Origin of the sequence: Lichenihabitans psoromatis (assembly GCF_004323635.1) — a bacterium.
Classification (GTDB): domain Bacteria; phylum Pseudomonadota; class Alphaproteobacteria; order Rhizobiales; family Beijerinckiaceae; genus Lichenihabitans; species Lichenihabitans psoromatis.
Map to the genome: position 1 here is coordinate 2,906,452 of NZ_CP036515.1, position 20,489 is coordinate 2,926,940.

At 61.3% G+C, this 20,489-nt stretch carries 17 protein-coding genes, 1 tRNA gene and 1 pseudogene; 11 read left to right on the top strand and 8 right to left on the bottom strand.

Annotation, left to right across the window (positions count from 1 at the left end; genetic code table 11):
* Window positions 1-107: 107 nt before the first annotated feature.
* The gene (locus tag EY713_RS13485; protein WP_131115622.1) at window positions 108-605 is read right to left on the bottom strand and encodes a DUF4142 domain-containing protein; all 498 of its coding nucleotides are present in this window, start codon (window positions 603-605) and stop codon (window positions 108-110) included.
* 415 nt (window positions 606-1,020) lie between these two features.
* On the opposite strand from EY713_RS13485, the pseudogene katE reads away from it, so the two are divergent.
* The 3 genes and pseudogenes from katE to EY713_RS13500 form a co-directional block, all read left to right on the top strand.
* Window positions 1,021-2,121 (top strand): annotated as a pseudogene (katE, locus tag EY713_RS13490) (catalase); the annotation flags it as partial.
* A gap of 63 nt (window positions 2,122-2,184) precedes the next feature.
* Window positions 2,185-3,365, top strand: a protein-coding gene (locus tag EY713_RS13495; protein WP_131113674.1) for an IS3 family transposase whose coding sequence is annotated in 2 segments (ribosomal slippage) — window positions 2,185-2,446 and window positions 2,446-3,365 — 1,182 coding nt in all. Because the reading frame shifts where the segments join, the coding sequence is not laid out codon by codon here.
* 475 nt (window positions 3,366-3,840) lie between these two features.
* Window positions 3,841-6,204: a sensor domain-containing protein gene (locus tag EY713_RS13500; protein WP_165491131.1), complete on the top strand. Its 2,364-nt coding sequence runs from the start codon at window positions 3,841-3,843 to the stop codon at window positions 6,202-6,204.
* Between the two features lie 683 nt (window positions 6,205-6,887).
* On the opposite strand, the gene EY713_RS13505 is transcribed toward EY713_RS13500, so the two are convergent.
* A tRNA-Ser gene (locus EY713_RS13505) sits at window positions 6,888-6,977 on the bottom strand.
* A gap of 224 nt (window positions 6,978-7,201) precedes the next feature.
* Here EY713_RS13505 and EY713_RS13510 point away from each other — a divergent pair.
* The 3 genes from EY713_RS13510 (at window position 7,202) to EY713_RS13520 (ending at window position 8,873) form a co-directional block, all read left to right on the top strand.
* On the top strand, window positions 7,202-7,489 hold the full coding sequence (locus EY713_RS13510) for a PetM family of cytochrome b6f complex subunit 7 (protein ID WP_131115626.1): 288 nt from the start codon (window positions 7,202-7,204) through the stop codon (window positions 7,487-7,489).
* Between the two features lie 130 nt (window positions 7,490-7,619).
* Window positions 7,620-8,285 carry a peptide-methionine (S)-S-oxide reductase MsrA gene (gene msrA / locus EY713_RS13515; RefSeq protein ID WP_131115628.1) on the top strand — a complete coding sequence of 222 codons (666 nt, stop codon included), beginning with the start codon at window positions 7,620-7,622 and terminating at the stop codon, window positions 8,283-8,285.
* A 90-nt stretch (window positions 8,286-8,375) separates the two neighbouring features.
* Window positions 8,376-8,873 (top strand): TIGR00645 family protein, encoded by a 498-nt coding sequence (locus EY713_RS13520; RefSeq protein ID WP_131115630.1) that lies wholly within the window; start codon window positions 8,376-8,378, stop codon window positions 8,871-8,873.
* 13 nt (window positions 8,874-8,886) lie between these two features.
* Here the strand turns inward: EY713_RS13520 and mepA are convergent, their stop codons facing one another.
* Entirely contained in the window at window positions 8,887-9,837 is a 951-nt protein-coding gene (mepA, locus tag EY713_RS13525; protein WP_131115632.1) for a penicillin-insensitive murein endopeptidase, read from the bottom strand.
* A gap of 88 nt (window positions 9,838-9,925) precedes the next feature.
* Window positions 9,926-10,429 carry an RNA pyrophosphohydrolase gene (locus EY713_RS13530; protein WP_131119711.1) on the bottom strand — a complete coding sequence of 168 codons (504 nt, stop codon included), beginning with the start codon at window positions 10,427-10,429 and terminating at the stop codon, window positions 9,926-9,928.
* A gap of 325 nt (window positions 10,430-10,754) precedes the next feature.
* Here EY713_RS13530 and EY713_RS13535 point away from each other — a divergent pair, with 325 nt between their 5' ends.
* Window positions 10,755-11,405, top strand: coding sequence for a class I SAM-dependent methyltransferase (locus tag EY713_RS13535; RefSeq protein ID WP_165491132.1), 651 nt, complete (start codon window positions 10,755-10,757; stop codon window positions 11,403-11,405).
* A 12-nt stretch (window positions 11,406-11,417) separates the two neighbouring features.
* Here the strand turns inward: EY713_RS13535 and EY713_RS13540 are convergent, their stop codons facing one another.
* From EY713_RS13540 to EY713_RS13555, 4 genes are read right to left on the bottom strand one after another with little or no spacing between them, the layout of a single operon-like run.
* A complete protein-coding gene (locus tag EY713_RS13540; RefSeq protein ID WP_131115636.1) occupies window positions 11,418-12,248 on the bottom strand; it encodes an aldo/keto reductase in 831 nt (276 codons plus the stop codon).
* Between the two features lie 57 nt (window positions 12,249-12,305).
* Entirely contained in the window at window positions 12,306-12,782 is a 477-nt protein-coding gene (locus EY713_RS13545) for a DUF1178 family protein (RefSeq protein ID WP_131115638.1), read from the bottom strand.
* On the bottom strand, window positions 12,779-13,042 hold the full coding sequence (grxC, locus tag EY713_RS13550) for a glutaredoxin 3 (RefSeq protein WP_131115640.1): 264 nt from the start codon (window positions 13,040-13,042) through the stop codon (window positions 12,779-12,781). The genes EY713_RS13545 and grxC overlap by 4 nt, the downstream gene beginning before the upstream one ends.
* A 26-nt stretch (window positions 13,043-13,068) precedes the next feature.
* Window positions 13,069-13,839 (bottom strand): ComF family protein, encoded by a 771-nt coding sequence (locus EY713_RS13555; protein WP_131194384.1) that lies wholly within the window; start codon window positions 13,837-13,839, stop codon window positions 13,069-13,071.
* 344 nt (window positions 13,840-14,183) lie between these two features.
* On the opposite strand from EY713_RS13555, the gene EY713_RS23345 reads away from it, so the two are divergent.
* The 4 genes from EY713_RS23345 to EY713_RS13575 all read left to right on the top strand — a co-directional run bounded on the left by EY713_RS23345 (window position 14,184) and on the right by EY713_RS13575 (window position 20,236).
* Window positions 14,184-15,716 carry a serine hydrolase gene (locus tag EY713_RS23345; RefSeq protein WP_165491133.1) on the top strand — a complete coding sequence of 511 codons (1,533 nt, stop codon included), beginning with the start codon at window positions 14,184-14,186 and terminating at the stop codon, window positions 15,714-15,716.
* A 40-nt stretch (window positions 15,717-15,756) separates the two neighbouring features.
* Entirely contained in the window at window positions 15,757-16,959 is a 1,203-nt protein-coding gene (locus EY713_RS13565; protein WP_131115645.1) for a CobW family GTP-binding protein, read from the top strand.
* A gap of 54 nt (window positions 16,960-17,013) precedes the next feature.
* A complete protein-coding gene (locus EY713_RS13570; protein WP_245572722.1) occupies window positions 17,014-18,819 on the top strand; it encodes a long-chain-acyl-CoA synthetase in 1,806 nt (601 codons plus the stop codon).
* A 115-nt stretch (window positions 18,820-18,934) separates the two neighbouring features.
* Window positions 18,935-20,236: a GNAT family N-acetyltransferase gene (locus tag EY713_RS13575; RefSeq protein WP_131115649.1), complete on the top strand. Its 1,302-nt coding sequence runs from the start codon at window positions 18,935-18,937 to the stop codon at window positions 20,234-20,236.
* Window positions 20,237-20,489 lie beyond the last annotated feature (253 nt).

Below are 20,489 nucleotides of genomic sequence, written 5' to 3' on the forward strand. Positions count from 1 at the left end.
TGATTTTTGTCCTTCGATTAAGGAGAGTTTATCTAGAGGAAGGCGACTCAGACCGTGCACAGGGGACCCGGAGCATTGCCCGATGGCCTGCTCCGGATCATCAAGTCTCACATGCTGGACATGGCCTCCGCCATTTTCAGGTGCATGTTGACAGTCGGGAGTGTCTTTGTGGCCCAGGTCTTCAGCTTTGAGTCGTCCCCTGCATCCTTGTAGCTCGCGAGGAGCGCAGCCGTGTCCTGATGCGCCTGGATCTGGTCGGCCACGTAAGCCTTGTCAAAATCCGCACCGGTCTTGGCTTGGAGTGCCGTCACCAGAGCCTGGTGCTGATCGTCGAGCGACATCGCGACCGTCGCGCCCGACCCTTTGGCTGCGGTCTGGAGTTTCTTCTCCGCCATGTCATGATCCTTGATCATCTTACGGGCGAATGCTTTGACCTTTGGGCTCGCGCCCTGTTTGAGGGCAAGCTTTGACTCGGCGACTTCAAAGGTATTTCCAACCGACGCCTTCATTGCAAAGTCCGGGGCCGGAGTCGCGCCCTGCGCCAATGCGGGGGAGGCCAGAACTGCAGTCAATGCTGCCACGCCACATACAAATTTAACGTTCATGATCGAGGTCCTCGATGATTTGGCAGTGGTGCCGGAGCCCGAACTCAAGACGCGCGTGTTCAGGTCCCGATGGCGACCTGCGACCTCACCGCACAGCTCTCAGCAGGGTCGGATAGCGCCTGGCGCGTCGTAAGACGCAGGTAATATCCCGATGGACCCCCTTGCAGAAACGACCACGACGCCATCGTGGGGTCGACCTCGCGCCAAGCGCTTCCGTCGGAAACCAACGCTAGTCAATCACCGCGGAACCATGAAGCCGCTGACACGTAAAGACGGCACTCACCAGAGCAAATCTGAAGCGACCTACAAACCGACGATGTGCTTGACGTCAGCGCACTCAACGACCGGTTGCATCCCGTGGCTTACCGCGCGGCGCTCAGTCGGCATCGACCAGATACTCACACGAGGCTTTCCTATGGCAAAACACAAGACACCTCATGCATCTGCCACAGCGATCTCGGAACTTGTCGGCAGCGGTGGCGAGCTGCATCAAACGGCACATGGCACGCATCCCCCTATGACCACCAACCAGGGTGGCGTGATCGCCGATGATGAGAATTCGTTGAAGATCGGGGAGCGTGGTCCTGTCCTGCTCGAAGACTTCGCCCTCATCGAGAAGCTGAACCACTTCAATCATGAACGGATTCCGGAGCGCGTCGTCCACGCCCGGGGAGCCGCGGCGCACGGCTTCTTCGAGTTGACGGACTCGCTGGCGGAATTCAGCAAGGCCAAGATCCTCGGCGAAGTCGGCGTCAAGACGCCCCTCTTCACCCGCTTCTCGACAGTTGGTGGCAATATGGGCTCGGCCGACACCGCGCGCGACGTGCGTGGCTTTGCGGTTAAGTTCTACACGCAAGAGGGCAACTGGGATCTCGTCGGCAACAACATACCGGTGTTCTTCATCCACGACGCGATCAAGTTCCCCGATCTGATCCACGCTGCCAAGCAGGAGCCGGATCGCGGCTTCCCGCAAGCACAAACCGCCCACGATACCTTCTGGGATTGGGCATCGCTCTCGCCGGAGAGCACGCACATGCTGATGTGGATCATGTCCGATCGGGCGATCCCGCGCTCGTTTCGCATGATGGAGGGCTTCGGCGTCCACAGCTTCCGGCTCGTCAACGAGGCGGGTCAGTCAACCTACGTCAAGTTCCACTGGCGGCCGAAGCTCGGCATGCAGTCGGTTGTCTGGGACGAGGCCCTCAAGATCAGTGGTGGGGATCCCGACTTCCATCGCCGCGACCTTTGGAATGCCATCGACACTGGCAGCTTCCCGGAATGGGAACTGGCCGTGCAGTTGTTCGACGAGGATTTTGCGACGAGCTTTGACTTCGACGTCCTGGACGCGACCAAGCTTATCCCGGAGGAGGTCATCCCGCTGCGCGTCATCGGGCGTATGGTACTCGACCGAAACCCGGACAACTACTTTGCCGAAACCGAGCAAGTCGCTTTTTGCACGACGCATGTGGTTCCCGGCATCGACTTCACCAACGACCCGCTTCTGCAGGGGCGGAACTGATCGTCCCCCCTTGAAGTGGTCCATCCCGATGTATGGCTTTCGAGCCTGGAGGATGGATCGATGGGAAGACGACCGAAGCCTGAAGAGATCGTGAGCAAGCTGCGTCAGGTCGACGTGTTGGTCTCACAGGGGAAGACCGTTGCGGACTCGGTTCGCTCGATCGGGGTGACCGAGGTCACCTACTACCGGTGGCGGAAGGAGTTCGGCGGCTTGAAGCTTGACCAGGTCAAGCGCCTGAAGGAGCTGGAGACGGAGAACATGCGGCTTCGCAAGGCGATCGCCGACCTCACGCTCGACAAGCTGATTCTGAAGGAGGCGGCCTCGGGAAACTTCTGAGCCCCGCGCGCCGGCGCGTCTGCATCGAGCATGTGCGACAGCATTTGCCTGTCTCCGAGCGCCGCGTCTGTGCGGCGCTCGGTCAGCACCGCTCGACGCAGCGCAAGGCGCCGCGGGGCTTTGACGACGAAGAGGCGTTGACGGGCGACATCATCGAGCTGGCGCGGCAGTACGGCCGCTACGGCTATCGCAAGATCGCGGCGTTGCTGCGCGATGCCGGGTGGCTGGTAAACGACAAGCGGGTCGAGCGCATCTGGCGATGCGAAGGGCTGAAGGTGCCGGCCAAGCAGCCGAAGAAGGGACGTCTCTGGCTCAACGACGGCTCCTGCATTCGCCTCCGGCCCGAGCACCGCGATCACGTCTGGTCGTACGACTTTGTCGAGGATCGCACGCATGACGGCCGCAAGTTCAGGACCCTCAATGTCGTCGACGAGTTCACCCGGGAGTGCCTGGCCATCCGGGTCGCGCGCAAGCTCAACTCGACCGACGTCATTGACGTTCTGTCCGACCTGTTCATCCTGCGCGGCGTGCCTGGTCACATCCGTTCGGACAACGGCCCCGAGTTCATCGCCCAGGCTGTGCAAGACTGGATCACGGCGGTTGGAGCAAAGACCGCCTATATTGCCCCAGGCAGCCCGTGGGAGAACGGCTACGTCGAGTCGTTCAACGCTCGCTTCCGAGACGAGCTGCTCGACGGAGAGATCTTCTACTCGCTCAAGGAAGCTCAGGTCATCATCGAAAGCTGGAGAAGGCATTACAATACTGTGCGCCCGCACGGATCAATCGGCTACAAGCCCCCGGCGCCGGAGGTCTTCGTGCCCGCCTTCGCCGCATGGCCGGCTGCGAAACCCCGACCATCTCCGCCGGCCATGCTCAGGGTGGCGCCCAGGCCGACCATGAACTAACAATCAACCCGGACCACCCGATGGGGGCCGATCACCTTGCAAGCTGACGACCCGGATCAACCAGTCGAACAGGGCTGGCGTGTCATGCCGAGACACCGCGCTGCGCAAACCTGATTGATCAAAGTGCTGGTCGAGGTCGGCCAGCATGGAGCGGGGCGCGGCAAGCTCGCAGACCGCTGCGATGCGCCGGATCACGGTCGGGGTAAGATCGTGCAAGAGGCTGGTTTCGGCTCACGACGGCGCGGTTTGCGGCCGGCCAAATGCTAGCAAATGGCGCAATAGAGCTGTCAATTGATCATTCTGGAGCCAATTTCCGCTCTTTTACGCGTGTTGGCGCCTTTGGCCGCCATCGTCTAAGTTTGACATGCGGCCAAATGTCCTAGGTTGTTCGTAAGGGTTCGATAAGAAATTGCGATACGGTCTTCTCTTAAGTAGAAAAAGTCGTCGAAGGTGCAATTTGAGACGAAATGTTGATTTGCTCGCACTTGATACAGACCGAGTCGTCGATTCGCAGGCCGTCTCCAGCGTTGTCAATGAGGTTTCGAGTTCTGACAAGAGTGCCGGCGATATCAGCAGATCACTTGAACCACCCCACCTTAGGGCTCTGATAGACCAAATTCCGGACCTGCTGTTTATCAAGGATAAGAATAGTCGCTTTCTGTTTGCAAATCGCGCGATTGCCGTTTCATATGGGTTTGAGAGTGGAACCGAATTGGTTGGTATGACGGATTTCGACCTTCATTCCTTTGAACCTGCACAGCAATTCTACCAGATCGAACAGGCTGTGATGTTGCAGGGTGTTCCGATGATGAGTCTTGAAGAGACATTCAAGAACAGCTTCGGCGAAGATCGATGGTATTCTACTACCAAAATCCCGCTGCGCGATCCGGACAGCGCTATCGTCGGCTTAGCTGGTATTGGCCGCGATATCACTGAGCGTAAGCAATTCGAGTCTATCAATCAGGAACAAGGCTCGATTATTGAGATGATCGCGCGAAATGCTCCTCTTCAGGAGATCTTGACGCGAATAATCCTTTTCATCGAATCACAGCTGGTCGGCATCACTGGATCTGTCTTGATCCTCGATCCAGGGACGCTATGCCTCCATCACGGCGCGGCACCGAAGCTTCCCGAGGGGTTTTGGCGAGCTATCGACGGCGTCAAGATTGGGCCCGCAGTTGGCTCGTGTGGAACTGCCGCGTTTTCGAAGCAGGCGGTCGTCACTTCTGACATCACCAAGGATAAGCGCTGGGCAGACTTCGCAGCGTCCGCTGCACTTTTTGGTCTGAGATCATGCTGGTCCACGCCAATTATCTCGCACGACGACGAGGTCCTCGGTACTTTCGCGATGTACTCGGCAGATGTGCGTCACCCGAACCTAAAAGAACTCGCACTGTCGGAATTTAGCACGCGAATTGCGAGCATCGCTATCGAGCGTCAAAGATCGCAGGATCTTTTGTACAGAGCTGCTCACTACGACAGCCTAACAGGTTTGCCCAACCGAACTTTAATGGAAGCCTTAATCGACAACGCGATCAAGAAAGTTTCAGACGTTAACTCTCTTTGTGTCGCCTTTGTCGATCTCGATAACTTTAAACTAGTCAATGATGATCTTGGCCATGTAGCCGGCGACAAACTGCTTCAAACGGTTGCCTTTCGGATGCGCCATGTCGTGGCGAGTTCCGGCCAAATCATCCGCCTCGGCGGGGACGAGTTCGTTCTAATCCTGTCCTCCACCAGCTTCAATGCCGCTGCCGAGATGCTGGAGCAAATCAGGTCCGCAATTGCGCAACCAATTATTATCGGCGGTCGAAATATCAGCGTCAGCTGTAGCATGGGGCTCGCCCGTTATCCGATTGACGGCGAGACCGCCATCACATTGATTGCAAACGCTGATATTGCCATGTACAGCGGCAAAAATTCCGGGCGTAACACACTGACTCGATACGACATGAGCATGAGTGTCGACCGGTCAGAAAGATCTTATCTCCGACACCAGCTGCAACAAGCTCTCGACAGAGACGAGTTCTTTCTTGTCTATCAGCCTCAGATCGACTTAGAAACTGGCTACATTTTTGGAGTCGAGGCGCTCTTAAGATGGAATAGCCCGGAACTAGGCGTCGTCAGCCCTGATCGTTTCATCTCAGTCGCTGAGGAAAGTGGTCTAATCGTCCCTATCGGTCATTGGGTGCTGCAAACGGCGTGCGCGCAAAACAAACATTGGCAGAGCCGCGGGCTTCCTCACATAACCATTGCGGTGAACGTTTCGGCGCGGCAATTCAACGACGATAGGTGGAGCAGCTCGGTGTCAGAGGCGTTGCGAGTCTCTGGCCTGGACCCAAGATACCTTGAGCTCGAACTCACCGAGAGCATGGTCATGGGCAACGTGGAGGCAGCTGCGACCGCAATGGGCCGGCTTCGAAATGCAGGTGTCCAAATGTCGATTGACGATTTCGGGACCGGCTATTCGAGCCTGAGTGCCCTGAGAAGGTTCCCGGTGACCCGTTTGAAGCTCGATAAGTCCTTCGTTCATGAACTTGACGGGCGGCAGGATGACCGAACCATCGCTGCAGCGATTATTTCGATGGGCCGTAAGCTGGGGATGCGCGTCATCGCCGAAGGCGTTGAAACGGAAGCTCAGCGTGACATACTCCGAGACAATGGGTGCGATGAGGCACAGGGATATCTTTTCGGACGTCCAACTTCTCCGACGGACATTGAGGCTCTTTTGCGTAAGCAGGATGCCAGTGCAGGCCACATGGGCCAGCGGATCCGCGGTGACGAGCCGGATGCCAGGGACTTGCCATCGCCTACGAACGAGCTCGAAAGATTCGATTAACTATCTTCATTCGGGCTCGTTGACGTTATCGCTAGCTCTGAGTCCTGCCATGAGATATGCCGCCAACGCTTCCTCACTCTCCCAAGACGTTGTGGCGATCCCAGAGAGCTTGTTCGCAAAACTGTTCCGTTCCAGTCTGAGCGAAACCAAGGCCTTCTCGCTCACGCTGTCTGACCTCGAGCGCCCGCACCTTGCCCTGGTTTGCAACTCCAGATCGCACCCTCGAGATTGCGGTCGGCAGATTGCTGGTGGATGCAGCGGAGCAAGCCTTGGACTCGCAGGCGGCCAAGCTAGATTGGTGCTGATTCAGCAGGCGAATTGCGGCCCTGAGTCGTGGGGTGTTCCCGCCCGTCCAAACACCAAGTCGGTTAGTCTCGCAGGCTGATTGGATATTAGAAGCGTTTGCGGCAGTGGATCACGCCGGCGTATTTTTATTGCGGCCAAATGTTAGCAAATGGCCTAAAGGAGCTGTCAATCGGCCGTATCAGAGCAGTTTGAGGCGACACTGGCATCTTTTCACACGTTTTACGTTCGTTCTGAAACGGTCACTTCCTCGAGCGCCGTTATCCAACAGCGTGCGATCGTGTGCAACAACAGCCAGACAAAATGTGGGCTTTAATGAGGGCGATCTCCTCTTACCCTTCAACAAAAGGCAGTAAGATGAGGCAGTTAAGGTAAGGTTCTGGCGGAGGGAGCGGGATTCGAACCCGCGATACGGTTTCCCGCATACACACTTTCCAGGCGTGCGCCTTCAACCGCTCGGCCACCCCTCCAAACCAGCGATGCACGATCCTCGGACGGCGCCTCGCAGAGCGGCGGACTATAGTCAGGAACGCGCGGGGCGCAACCGCACCTTTGACAAAATTGCGGGAAAATTCCGAACGATGGTGCGATATCTGGTGCACGCGCAGCTGACGCACGGCTCGCCCGCGTGTCGGTCGGTAGCGGCAGGGGAGACGCGTCTTTGCTTCGTGTGATCTTGCGGATCGGTGGGGTCGTGAGTCTGTCATTTGGTTTCGCGGCGCTCGTGGTCGATGGAACGCGGTCGATCGCGGCCGAGCGCCTGTCGATCACGACGCTTGGGCAATCGATCGACGCGCTCTGGCCGAATCTGTCGCCGACGATCCAGGGTGATCTCCAGGGTTGGGGGACCCTGGCGCTTCGGCACCTGCTGTCGGCCGTCTTGTTTCCGCTGCCAACCGCGCTTCTGGCCGCCGCCGTCGGGGTGGTTCTGATTCTTGCTGGACGGCCACGCCGAGCGGCGGTGGGCGTCCTCACACGCTGAGGCAGCGGGCGAGAGACCGGTCGGCAGGCGCCTCGGTTGTCAGGAATTGGCTCGGGTCGGCCTTAACGGCGAGGCTCGCGCGCCTTACATGACGCTCAGAGCCATTTTGTCTCTTTGAGGAGGCCTATCGATGTTTTCATTCCGCAAGCGTCCATCGCTCCCGACCGCTGACGAAGCGCTGCCAGGCCGCGCAAGCGCGGTCCCGACAGCGGACGTGCATCATGTCAATCGCAAGCCGCTCAAGGGGCCTTACGGCGCCTCGGCCGAAACGGTCTATTTCGGCCTCGGGTGTTTCTGGGGTGCCGAGCGCTTGTTTTGGGAGGCCGGCCCGGGCGTCGAGGTCACGGCAGTGGGCTATCTGGGCGGTACGACCCCGAACCCGACCTACGAGGAAGTGTGCTCCGGCATGACCGGGCACACGGAAATCGTGAAGGTCGTATTTGATCCAGCCAAGGTGTCGTTCGGCGAGCTCCTTAAGATTTTCTGGGAGAATCACGATCCGACGCAGGGTATGCGGCAGGGCAATGATGTCGGCACGCAATATCGATCCGCCATCTACACCACGACGCCGGGCCAGTTGCAGGAGGCGCAAGCCTCAGCCCGTGCCTACGGCGACGCACTGTCGGCGCGGAGCGACCACTTCGGGCCGATCACGACGGACATTCGCGAGGCTCCGGCTTTCTATTATGCCGAAACCTATCATCAGCAATATCTAGCCAAGAACCCGAACGGCTATTGTGGCTTGGCCGGAACCGGCGTGAGTTGCCCGATCGGCGTTGGGGTCGCGGCGGCCTAATCTGAAAGACGTCTCTCGTCGGGGTCGCAACGGTTGGCGTTGCGGCCCCGAATCATGTTCAAGACCGGGGGACGACAAGAGGGGATAGTCATGATCGAGCGAATGATGGAGCGGTTCATTTTCGCGAGCCGCTGGATACTCGCGCCATTTTTCATCGCGCTCGTGGTTGCGTTGTTTGGGTTGCTCCTGAAGACGATCGAACTGCTCTTCGAATATGGGAGCCATTTCAAGACCGCGACCGAGGCCGACGTCATCCTCAATACGCTGTCGATTGTCGACTTGACGCTGACGGGGTCGCTGCTGGTTCTCGTGATCTTCTCGGGCTACGAAAATTTCGTCTCCAAGATCGATGCGACCGACCATAAGGACTGGCCGGACTGGATGTCGACCATCGACTTCAGCGGCTTGAAGCTGAAGCTGATGTCCTCGATCGTCGCGATCTCGGGCATCCAACTGCTGCGCTACTTCATGAACATGAGCGCGGTCAGCGATCGTGAAATGACCTGGGGCGTCGTGATCCACCTGACCTTCGTGATCTCCAGCCTGCTTTTGGCCTGGACCGATCGGCTTGCCGGCGACCACGCCTAAGCCAACCCAAGTTTTATTGAGCGACCAGCACCTGCCTGCATGCGGCGGGTAGCTGCGCCATCGTGAGGCCCGGGTTTGGCTTGGCGTTGGGGTTCAGCCGTGGATGCAGGATCGCGGGCGTGAACCAACGGGCGAGAGACGCGTCGCAGCCCTCACCAGGCGGAACCGGATCCTGGGACTGGCAACTGCTGTTGCCCGCCGGGCATTTGATCCGCACATGGAAATGGTAATTGTGCCCATACATCGGGCGCACCTTCGTCAACCAGCTACGGTCGCCGGTCGCCTGCTCGCAAATGGCTTTCTTGATCGCCGGGTTGACGAAAATCCGCTCGACCTCAGGCTGTTCGGCTGCCGCCTCGATCAGCGCGAGATGCTGCGGGGTCCATCTGGAGGGATCGACAGCGAGCCCGTCCGGTCGCACGACATTGGTGGCCGACATCATCTCGCGCTCTTCGCGTGACAGCGTCCGGCTCGGCATGGGGCTGAGCCAGATGTCCGCGTCGAGCCCGACCTGATGCGAGGCATGGCCCGTCAGCATCGGGCCGCCGCGTGGCTGCGAGACGTCCCCGACCAGGAGACCCGGCCAGCCATTGATCGATGGCACAGATTTGGCGAAGCGCTCGAGAAAGGCGATCAGCGCCGGATTGCCCCAATTGCGGTTGCGAGATAGCCGCATGACTTGCCAAGCCGATCCATTGATCGGCAAAGCCTCGGCCCCGGCAAGACAGCCATGAGCATAGAAGCCGATCGATCGCGCCTGCAGATCGGCAGGCGTGGTGACCCGGCCGAAGATCTGCTTGGCCGGAACATGGGGGTCGTTCGGATTGGTAAGCGGCGGCAGCGGTTTTGGGTCCAGCGTCCCGCGATCTTGAGCCCGCGCCGCTGGCGCCCCGGCAAGCAGCAGAAGAGCGCCGGCCAGGGTCAGCAACACGTTCGCTCGGTGCTTGGCTCTGTGCTTTGTCATATCGCCTCCCATGCCATCTCGCGATCGTGGCGAGAGGATGTTGATGGGTCGTGACCCGTGACAACGGTTTGGGCGAGATCGGTTTCTCTCAGACGTTCACGGCCGCAAATCGCTTGAACTCGTCCACGACCGCGACATAGACCTCGCGTTTGAACGGGATGATCAAGTCGGGCAATCGCTCGAGGCTTTCCCACCGCCAAGCGTCGAATTCCGGTTTATGACCGCCCTCGGGATGATCGATATTGATTTCGCTATCATCGCCCTCGAACCGGAACGCAAACCATTTTTGCGTCTGGCCCTTGAAACGACCCTTCATGACCTTGCGCGAAATATCGGTCGGCAGGTCATAGCTGAGCCACCGCGGCGCCTCTCCGAGCAGGGACGCGCTCGACACGTTCGTCTCTTCCTTCAACTCGCGAATCGCGGCCGCATGGGGTTGTTCACCCATGTCGACACCGCCCTGTGGCATTTGCCATTCGTAGCCGGGCGCCACATTGTCCATGGTGCGCTTGTTCCGGCGACGGCCGATGAAGACAAGCCCCTGACGATTGAATAAAGCGATGCCCACGCAGGGGCGATAGACGAACTGCATGACTCGCAACCCCGGTTCCTAGAGCGGGTCAACATCGGACAGCCTCGCGGCGGATCGTCTGGCCGATGGAACCGCTTCCATATCAATGTTGGGTCGACCGAACCCTTGGGTCGCCCACATTCTCGACCTTAGTTTCAACGCTTTTGTGCGAACTCCCAAGCTAAATCGTAAAGCTCGCACCGATAACAGGACGGCGCGACGGCTTGTCTCGCATCCGCACTCGTGAGACATCGGAGGCGGTTGCGGACCTCGGGAGGCTCGCGCGTGATCGGGGTGCCGGGCCAGAATGCGATGCAACATTTGCGGAGGCACGGCCTTCACGGACATGCCCAAGCGACCTAAGGTCCGCTGCGTGCAATGCGGCTCACTGGAACGGACGCGCGTCGCGGCCTTGCACATCGCGGAGTTCGCCCCCGCGAACGGATCCAACATCCTGCATTTTGCCCCCGAGCGTGGCTTGTCCGCCCTGTTGCAAACGATCGGTGGCGCAAGCTATCGGGCCGTCGACATCGACCCGTCGCGCTATCCGGGTCTCGGCGTCGAACCCTTCGATCTCTGCCGCGACGTGTTCGCGCTGTCGCCTGGCACGCATGATCTCATCGTCCACAATCACGTGCTGGAACATATCGAGTGCAATTATTCCGCCGTGCTGATCCGGCTCGCAAAAGCGCTCAAGCCGGGCGGCAGAATGATGTTCAGCATGCCGATCCTTCCGGGATCGTTCACCGACGAGTTGATGAACGGCACCATCGCCGACAAGCAGGCCAAATTCGGCGATATGATCCACGTTCGTCGCTTCGGGGTGGATTTCCTGCAGCAGACGATCGGGATGATCTTCACGATCACGGATCGTTACGACTTGCCGGCCCGGTTCGGTGAAGCGGCTCTGATTGAGGCCAATATTCCGGAGCATCACTGGCACGGCTACACCGGTGCCTCGATCTTCAACGTGTCTCAGGCGGATCTTCGCGTCTGACGCGATAACCCCTTAGAGCATGTCGAGCGGCGTCTTGCGCCGGGGCGGCGGAAAAGCGGCATCGATCTCGGCGAGGTCATCGCTGTTGAGGACAAGGTCCATCGCACCACGATTGTCCTCGACATGCGCGACAGTCGAGGCTTTCGGGATCGCCATCACGTTGTCGAGCCGCACCGCAAACGCCAGAGCGACCTGCATGACGGATGCGTTATGTCGGTCGGCAATGCGTTTCAGGGCGCCGGAACTCGGCAACCGGCCTTGCTCGACGGGGCTATAGGCCATGACGGGGATCTGGCGTTCGTCCAGCCATGGAATAAGTGCGTGTTCCGGCCCGCGCCGACTCACGTTATAGAGCACCTGATTAGCGGCGCAGGCCGTGCCGCCGGCGGCGAACAGGTCGATCATGTCGTCGACATCGAAATTGCTGACGCCCCATCGTCCGATCTTGCCGGCTGCAACGAGCCGCTCGACGGCGTCCACGGTTTCGGCAAGGGGGACACCCCCGCGCCAATGCAGCAGGTAAAGATCGAGTCGATCGGTTCCGAGGCGCTTGAGACTGGCCTCACAGGAGGTTGCCATGGCGCGCCGTCCGGCATTGTGCGGATAGACCTTGCTGACCAGAAAGACGTCATCGCGGCAGTCTCGGATGACGGCACCGACCAGCTCTTCCGACGCCCCATCGCCATACATTTCGGCCGTGTCGATGACCGTCAGCCCGAGCGACAGACCGCGCCGGAGGGTCGCGATCTCCGCATCGCGGGCGGCGCGCCGATCGCCCACCTTCCAGGTGCCCTGGCCAAGCGCCGGAACCGTCGCACCCGCCGGAAACGTAATCGTTTTCATCGATGAACTCCCGTCACCATCGCTTCGGTCGCGGACGTCAGCCGCGAGATTGACGCGTCAATGATGATCGTCGGGCAGCACCGGCATGGGCAAGAGCGGCACCCCATCATCGAGCAGCGAGCGAACTTCCTCGCCCGTGGCCTCGCCGTAAATCGATCGCACCGGCGTCTCGCCCTCATGCATGCGACGCGCTTCGCTGGGGAAATTCCGGCCGACGTCATCGGCGTTTTCCGTGATCTTGCGATGCAGGTCCCGCATCATCTCGCGCACTTTGCGTTCGCGCTCGTCAAGGAGAGCGATCGGATGTTGAACGACGCCCTGCGGCTCGGCAGCACCTGCTTGCGCCTGCTGCTCGCTCCCCGCGCGGCGACCACGGACCACGGACGGCGCCATCACGGCTTTTCTCACCTCGGCCGAGCCACAGACAGGACACGTCAGCTGCCCCGATTCTGCGAGATCATCGTAGCCGAGGCTGTCCCTGAACCAACTCTCGAAGGCGTGACCCTTGGTGCATGTCAGCGTATATTTGATCATGAAGCCTGCAGGAGCAGCGGATCGAGCTGCCCGGCGTGGTCGAGATCATAAAGGTCGTCGCAGCCACCAACGTGGCGTTCACCGATGAAGATTTGCGGCACGGTGGTGCGACCACCAGCGGCATCGCTCATCGCCTTGCGGGCTGTTGGGTTACCGGTGACGTCGATCTCCGAAAAGGTGACGTTCTTCTTGCGGAGAAGCTCTTTGGCCGACACGCAGTAAGGGCAGAACCGCGTCGTATAAATGGTGACTGGCGACATCGAGAAACACTCATAAAGACTGACTTCTATATGGCGATCTCGCCCGTGCCCGCAACCCGCGCGAAAACCGCGAGGTCGACGGCCTTGGCGCCTCCGCGCAGCAGCGCCCGAGCGGCCGCATTCGCGGTCGCGCCCGTGGTCAAGACGTCGTCCACCAGCAAAACGCACCGCCCGGCCAGATCCGCGCTCGGCGGCACCTTGAAGGCGCCCTGGACGTTCAGAGCACGCTGCCGGCGCGACATGCGAACTTGGGACGCCGTGGCCTTGACGCGATCGAGGAGGAATGGGTCGCAGCTCAGGCCCGTCACGCGCGCCATCTCGTCGCCCAGTAAGGCCGCCTGGTTGAACTGGCGGCTCCACAATCGCCGGCGATGCAGCGGCATCGGCACGATCACGGGCGCATCCTCCAGCAACTCGGTCGCGGCACGGGCAATCCAGCGACCCATCAATCGGGCGACCTCGAGCCGATCTCCATATTTCAGCCGATGCACGAGCTGCCGCGCTGTCCCATTGTCGAACAAGGCGACAGCGCGGGCGCGGCGGAACACCGGCGGATGCGCGATGGCTTCGGGCGATTGCAGGCCGCGACCGAAATCCTGATGGAACGGCGTACCGAGGCGCTCACAGAAGGGGCGCTCGATGAAGCTGATCTGTCGCCAGCAACGCCCGCAGAGACCGTTCGAGGCTTCGGTTGCGCTGCCGCAGGCGATACAATGCGGCGGATAGACGAGGTCGAGGGCGGTTCGGCGCAGACCCTCGAGGGCCCGACCAGCACGATCGCGCCCGCTCTCGAACAGCTCAGACCAACGCGAAGCACCAGGGTCTGACACCAGCTTTTGCGGCGCATCGGCGAGCCGGGACACATCAATCTGGTCTTCAGTCCAGCGCGAATCGACACAATCGAGCGGGAGCCCGTTCGGCAAAGAATCGGGTACAGGCTGGCTTGCAGGCATCATCCAGTGTACTGCCCGGCTCGATATGGTGGAATAGACGCGGACGACGAGATACGAAATAACGGTTCTGCCATCAAATCGCCGTTCCGAATCAGGTTATGCGGGCGGAGGTCGGTCTCGAAAGCCCGACGGTGGCTCTGTATCGTTGTGAAGTCGGTCAGCGGATATCAACAGGGATACGGTTGCGCATGGCGTCTTTTCGCAAGCTCTGGCCGACGGCGATCGCTGCATATTGTCTGGTGGTGTCGACCCTCGTGGCCTCTGCGTCTGCGCCGAGCTTAGTGGTTGATGCCGATTCGGGTCAGGTTCTCTACCAAGATGCCGCAACGGCGCCATGGTATCCCGCATCCCTCACCAAGTTGATGACCGTCTATGTTGCGCTCAGCGCCGTGCGGGAAGGGCGGATTACGCTCGATACACCTTTGATGGTGTCGGCCCGCGCCGCCGTTATGCCGCCCTCAAAGATGGGGTTCCGGCCCGGCACGCTGGTGACGCTCGATAACGCACTCAAGATGTTGATGGTGAAATCGCCCAACGATGTCGCGGTGACAATCGCCGAAGGTGTTTCGGGGTCGGTGGAAGCCTTTGCGGACGACATGAACGTTTATGGTGCGCGGCTGGGGCTTCATGAGTCGCATTTCGTCAACCCGAACGGGCTTCCCGACGATCGCCACATGAGCTCAGCACGCGACATGGCAATTATCGCGCGCGCCTTATTGCACGACTTTCCGGAGGAACGGGGCCTCTTCAGCATCGGCGTGCTCGCCTTCGGCAATCAGCTGATCAACAATCACAATGGCTTGCTGGGCCGCTACCCCGGCGTCGACGGGATGAAGACCGGCTATACCTGCGCGGCGGGCTACAACATCGTGGCGAGCGCCGACCGAAATGGCCGACACCTAATCACGGTTGTCATGGGAGCGCCGTCCAACGGCACACGCAACGAGAAGGTGGCGGCGTTGTTCGATCGCTTCTTCGCCGGCGCTCAAGCCAATTACGGCACGCTCGATAGCCTGCCGAGCAGTAGCGCCAACACGCCCCCGAATATGCGGGACACGATGTGCGGCCGCGGCCGTCGCGCCGCTATCGCGGAGGCGGAGGGCGAGGATCTCGTGCCGACCCCGGGTGCAGCGCCCGACCAGGGTGTGGGCTCGCATCTCTCGCCGACCCGTGTCGCCTTCGAGCCCGTCCGCGTCACCATCGGACCGGTTGCGGGCTGGACGGGCCGCATCGCGCAGGCCGTCGGCAGTGGCGCCAAAGAAATAGCGGCGCCGGTCAAGACCGCCACGACCGATGCCGTCGGCACACCTGTCGGGCCGAGCCCCGTCTCTGGCCAGACCGGAACCGCAGGGGGGGCGATCGAGGCTGCAGCGCCGGCTCCGATGGCGCTTTTGGGCGCGGCGCCGCTGGCGCCGGCCGCTCTGGCGGCCAAGCGCTTCGTTCATGCGACGCCGAGCCTTGGGTTGCGGGTCGGCGGACGTCGCGCGGGAAAGACCAAATTCGCGACCGAGGAGGCCAAGCCGAAAGCGCAGGCTGTCGCCAATGCGAGCGCGACCGAAACCACGCCGCCGGAGCGCCCGAAACATAAGGGCGACGCGACGCGGAAAACCGCCGTGTTCAAGACGAAACCGGCCAAGCCGGTAAAGGCGGTCAAAGCGACGAAGCCAGCCACGAAGCAAGCGCATGAGACCGCCAAGAAGAAGACGGCCGCGAAACACTGATCGATTTGCTTCGTCGCGCCCGGCAACAAGGATGAGCCGCATGAGTTCCGAGGCCGCCGCGACGTCGGTCGCTGCTCCAAGCGCCGTGCGCCCCTCGCGCCGCGGCGCACCAGAGCCTCTCCCGATCACCGTGCTGACCGGGTTTCTCGGCGCTGGTAAAACCACCTTGCTCAACCGGCTCGTTCAATCGCCGGAGCTTTCGAATGCCGTCGTGATCATCAACGAATTTGGTGAGATCCCGATCGATCACCTTCTCGTCGAGCGATCCGAAGGCGGCTTGCTGACCTTGTCGTCCGGCTGTGTCTGCTGCACGGCCCGGGGCGATATGATCGCCACGCTCGAAGATCTGCTTCGCCGCCGCGACAACGATCGCATGCCGCCCTTCGACCGCGTCGTGATCGAAACCACGGGACTGGCCGAGCCTGCGCCCGTGCTCAACGCAATCGTGATGCACCCCTATCTGATGCTGCGTTACCGCATCGACGGCGTGATCACGTTGGTCGATGCGGTGCACGGAGCCGCGACCCTCGACGCACATGTCGAAGCGGTCAAACAGGCCGCCATCGCGGATTGCCTCGTCTTGACCAAGACCGACCTCTGCGGCGGGGATGCGGCTGGTCTCGCGTCGCTGCGACGGCGCTTGGTCGCCCTCAATCCCTTGGCGACGCAGCTTGATGCTGCCGCCGGCGAGGCGACGGTTGCGGCATTGCTGTCCGCCAGCTTGTTCCGGAACGCTGCCGTGCTGGGGTCCGAGACCGAGATGCCGGAGCATCACCATGGTCATCACGGCCACGACCATGCTGATCATGACCATGCTGCTCACGACCATGCTGATCACGATCACACCGGCCATGATCATTCCCGCCACGACGATCACATCGCGTCCTTCTGCTTGACGGCGGAAGCGCCGTTGCTGCCGGCGCCTTTCGACATGTTCGTGGATCTGCTCCGCTCGACTTACGGCGCATCGCTGTTGCGGGTGAAGGGGCTCGCGGCCGTCGCCGACGACCCGACCCGCCCGCTTTTGATCCAGGGTGTTCAGCATATGTTCCATCTGCCGCGCCGGCTCGCCGCGTGGCCGGATGAGGATCATCGGACGCGGCTTGTGGTCATCGGCCAGGATCTCGATCGCGCCGCGGTCGAGCGTCTCTGGCAAGCCTTCTTCGCCGGGCCGGGGATCGACCGGCCTGATGCGGCTGCCCTGTCGATTCCGATGGGTTCGGGTGGCCGGGGTTTGTTCTAGCCCCGGATCCGGTGCAAAGTCGGCGCAACAACGCGCAGCGAGGGGAGGCGGGGCTTGGGTGTTTTCGAGCGGATCGGAAGTGAACTGACGTTCCTGCGAGGGCTCGTTCGCACGCTCCGCCGAACCATGCCGGTCGCCCGGAACAAGACCCATACGCTCGGAGACCTGATCGAAGAGCTGGCGGTCAGGTTTGGCGATCGTCTTGCCCTGACGGACGATACGGAGAGCCTGACCTATGTAGGCCTGAACGCGCGCGCCAATCTCTATGCCCGATGGGCCCTCCACCACGGGATCCGCAAAGGCGACGTCGTCGCGCTTCTGATGCCGAATCGACCCGAATATCTGGCCATCTGGATCGGCATCGCCAAAGTCGGCGGCGTGACGGCGCTGATCAACACGAGCCTCACCGGGGCCTCGCTGGCGCATTCGATCCGCATCGTCGGCGCCAAAGCCATCATCGTCGCGGCGCCGCTTCTGGAGCGCTACGAGAGCGCGGCGCCAGGCCTCGTCGACCCGCCGGCCGTGCTGGTGCATGGCGCCTCACCCACGGCTCATCCACGCATCGATCACCTGCTCGACTCTTACGCGAGCCACAACCTGTCGCAGACCGAACGGGTGCCGCTGACCATCAACGACCGTTGCATCTTCGTCTACACGTCGGGCACGACCGGCATGCCGAAGGCCGCAAACATCAATCACTACCGCGTGCAGCTCATCATGCACGGCTTCGCCGCGGTGACGAATGCAACCGCCAGCGATCGCATCTACGACAGCTTGCCGATGTATCACACCAATGGAGGCGTGATCGCGCCCGGGATCGCCCTGATGTCTGGCGGCACATGCGTGATCCGGGACCGGTTCTCGGCGCGGGAATTCTGGCCGGACATCGTGCGGCACGAATGCACGATGTTCGTTTATATCGGCGAACTCTGCCGCTACATTCTCGATACGCCGCCGAGCCCGGTCGATCGCACCCATCGCGTGAGGCTGTGCGTCGGCAATGGCCTCCGTCCGGACGTCTGGCGACCGTTCCGGGACCGTTTCGGTCTCAAGCAGATCATCGAATTTTACGCCGCGACCGAGGGCAATTGCTCGATGTTCAATCTCGACTCCAAACCGGAGGCGGTCGGGCGCGTTCCGCGTTGGATCGCGTCGCGTTTCCCGATCCGGATCGTCGATTTCGACATTGCAACAGAGCAAGTGGTGCGTGGGCCTGACGGGCTGTGCCGAGAAACGCCGAATGGCATGCCGGGTGAGTTGATCGGTGAAATCCTCGACGATCCCGCCAAGCCGGGCAATCGGTTCGAGGGCTATTCCGACCAGTCCGCCAGCGACGCCAAAATTCTGCGCGACGTGTTCCGCAAGGGGGATGTCTGGTTTCGCACCGGCGATCTCATGCGGAAGGACAACCAGGGCTATTTCTATTTCGTTGATCGGATCGGCGACACCTTCCGTTGGAAGGGTGAGAATGTCGCGACCTCCGAGGTCATGGAAGCGATCGCGGTTTTTCCATCGGTCAAGGATGTCAGCGTTTACGGCGTCAAGGTGCCGGGTCGCGATGGGCGCGCCGGCATGGCGTCGCTCGTCGTCGACCCTTCGGCGTCCTTCGATTTTGCCGCCTTCCGGGCGCATTTGAAACAACGACTGCCCGATTACGCGACCCCCGTGTTTCTCCGCTTCGCCGACCACCTCGATGTCACCGGCACGTTCAAGCAGCGTAAGATCGATCTCGTCCGTGAGGGGTTCGACCCCTGCGTGATCGGCGACCCGCTCTACTATCTCGAACCGGACAGCAAAAGCTTCCAGCCGCTGGATATCGAGCAGGCCGGGCGCATCAGTGCGGGCACGATGCGCCTCTAGCCGCCATTGGCACGGCGCGTGAACCGAACCGCATACCCGCTCTGGAATCGCCAGGGGGTGTGCCAGGATGATGCAATTCTGCGCCGAATGAGACAATGCGCGGGATTTTGACGTGATGCCGACGCCGGCTCTTCCGTTTTGGCTGCAGCCTTTGAGCCGCATGGCACAACCGCGATCCGCCGCTTTTATGGGCGGCGCCGTGAGAACGGTTGCGGCCAATCGGGTAGCCAGCAGCGACCGGCCCAGTCGCTACTGGGTCGAGGCCTGCGATCTCGCCGGCGTCACGGCCCACACCGGTGCATGGACCGCCCTGGTGGCGCGCGCGCTCGAACCCGATGTGTTCCTTGAACCCGCTTTCGCGTTGACCGCGGCGCGGCACCTTGGCGCTCCCGCGCGTCCGTCGTTTCTGCTTGTCTGGCGGGCTCTCGCCGATCAGGGCGACCCGGCCTCGCTCGTCGGTCTCTGCATGATCCGGCCGATGCGCCTTGGGCCTGGTTCGGCCGGCATGAGCGCCTGGACACATCCGCAATCGACAACGGCCGCGCCTGTGTTGGATCGCGATCACGCCGGGCCGGCCCTCGACGCGATGCTGAGGTGGGTCGCGCTCCAAAGGCCTGGGTCGGCCGGGCTGCTGCTTCACGCGATCGCCCGCGATGGTGCATTAGGGCGCCTTCTCGACCGCTACACCGTCAAGCGGCTCGAGACGCGCAAGCGGGCAGTCCTACGGCAGGCTTTCGACGCCGGGCAGGGTGCGGCCGCTTTGGCGCCGAAACGCGCCAAGGAGTTGCGGCGACAACGTCGCCGCCTCGCCGAGGCTGGCGACGTCTCGTTCCGGAGCGCCGAAAGACCGGACGACGTCCGGGTCATGACGGAGCAATTTCTCGATCTCGAGGCGCGCGGCTGGAAGGGGCGGAGCGGGACAGCGCTCTTGCTCAATCCGGCTTTGACGACGTTTACGCGGACCATGACACGGCTCCTCGCGCAGCAAGGAAAATGTCGGATCCACAGCCTCGACGTGGATGGCAGGCCGGTCGCGATGGGCATCGTTCTATCGAGCGGGAACAGAGCCTATTTCTGGAAGACAGCGTATGACGAGCGCCGGGGGGAGCACTCCCCGGGCGTGCAGTTCGCGGCCCTCCTGACCGATGTGCAACTGTCCGATCCCGCTTGTGTCATGACTGATTCCTGCGCGGTTCCGGATCATCCGATGATCGATCACCTGTGGACCTCCCGCATGCTGGTGGCCGACGTTTTTGTGCGAGCGCCGTGGGTGACGGATGCGGCTTTCGATGCGACCGCCCGCCGTCTCCTTGCCCTGCGGCGCCTTCGGGCTTGCGCGAAGTCGGTCGCCATCGCGCTCCGCAGCCGCGTTGCCCAGTCTCGCAGGGTTCTTGAGGGTTGGTATCGCGCTGTTTGAGCTCTGAAAAGCGCAGCGGTCGGCTGGCGCCACAGGGTGCACGTGCCAGATCGCGTGATGCCATCGAACTGCCTCAAACTCGGATCATTCGACACGCCGCAAGCGCATGCCCGGCCAAGGCTTCGACGTCTCGCGCACCGTCATCTTCCCGATCCCGCTCTCCTTGTGAACGGGCCGAGAAAGCTGTGCCTGGTCGCTTGCACGCCCAAAATCCCTATGTTAGGTGACCCCTGCCCACGCGGCCGCTGATGTG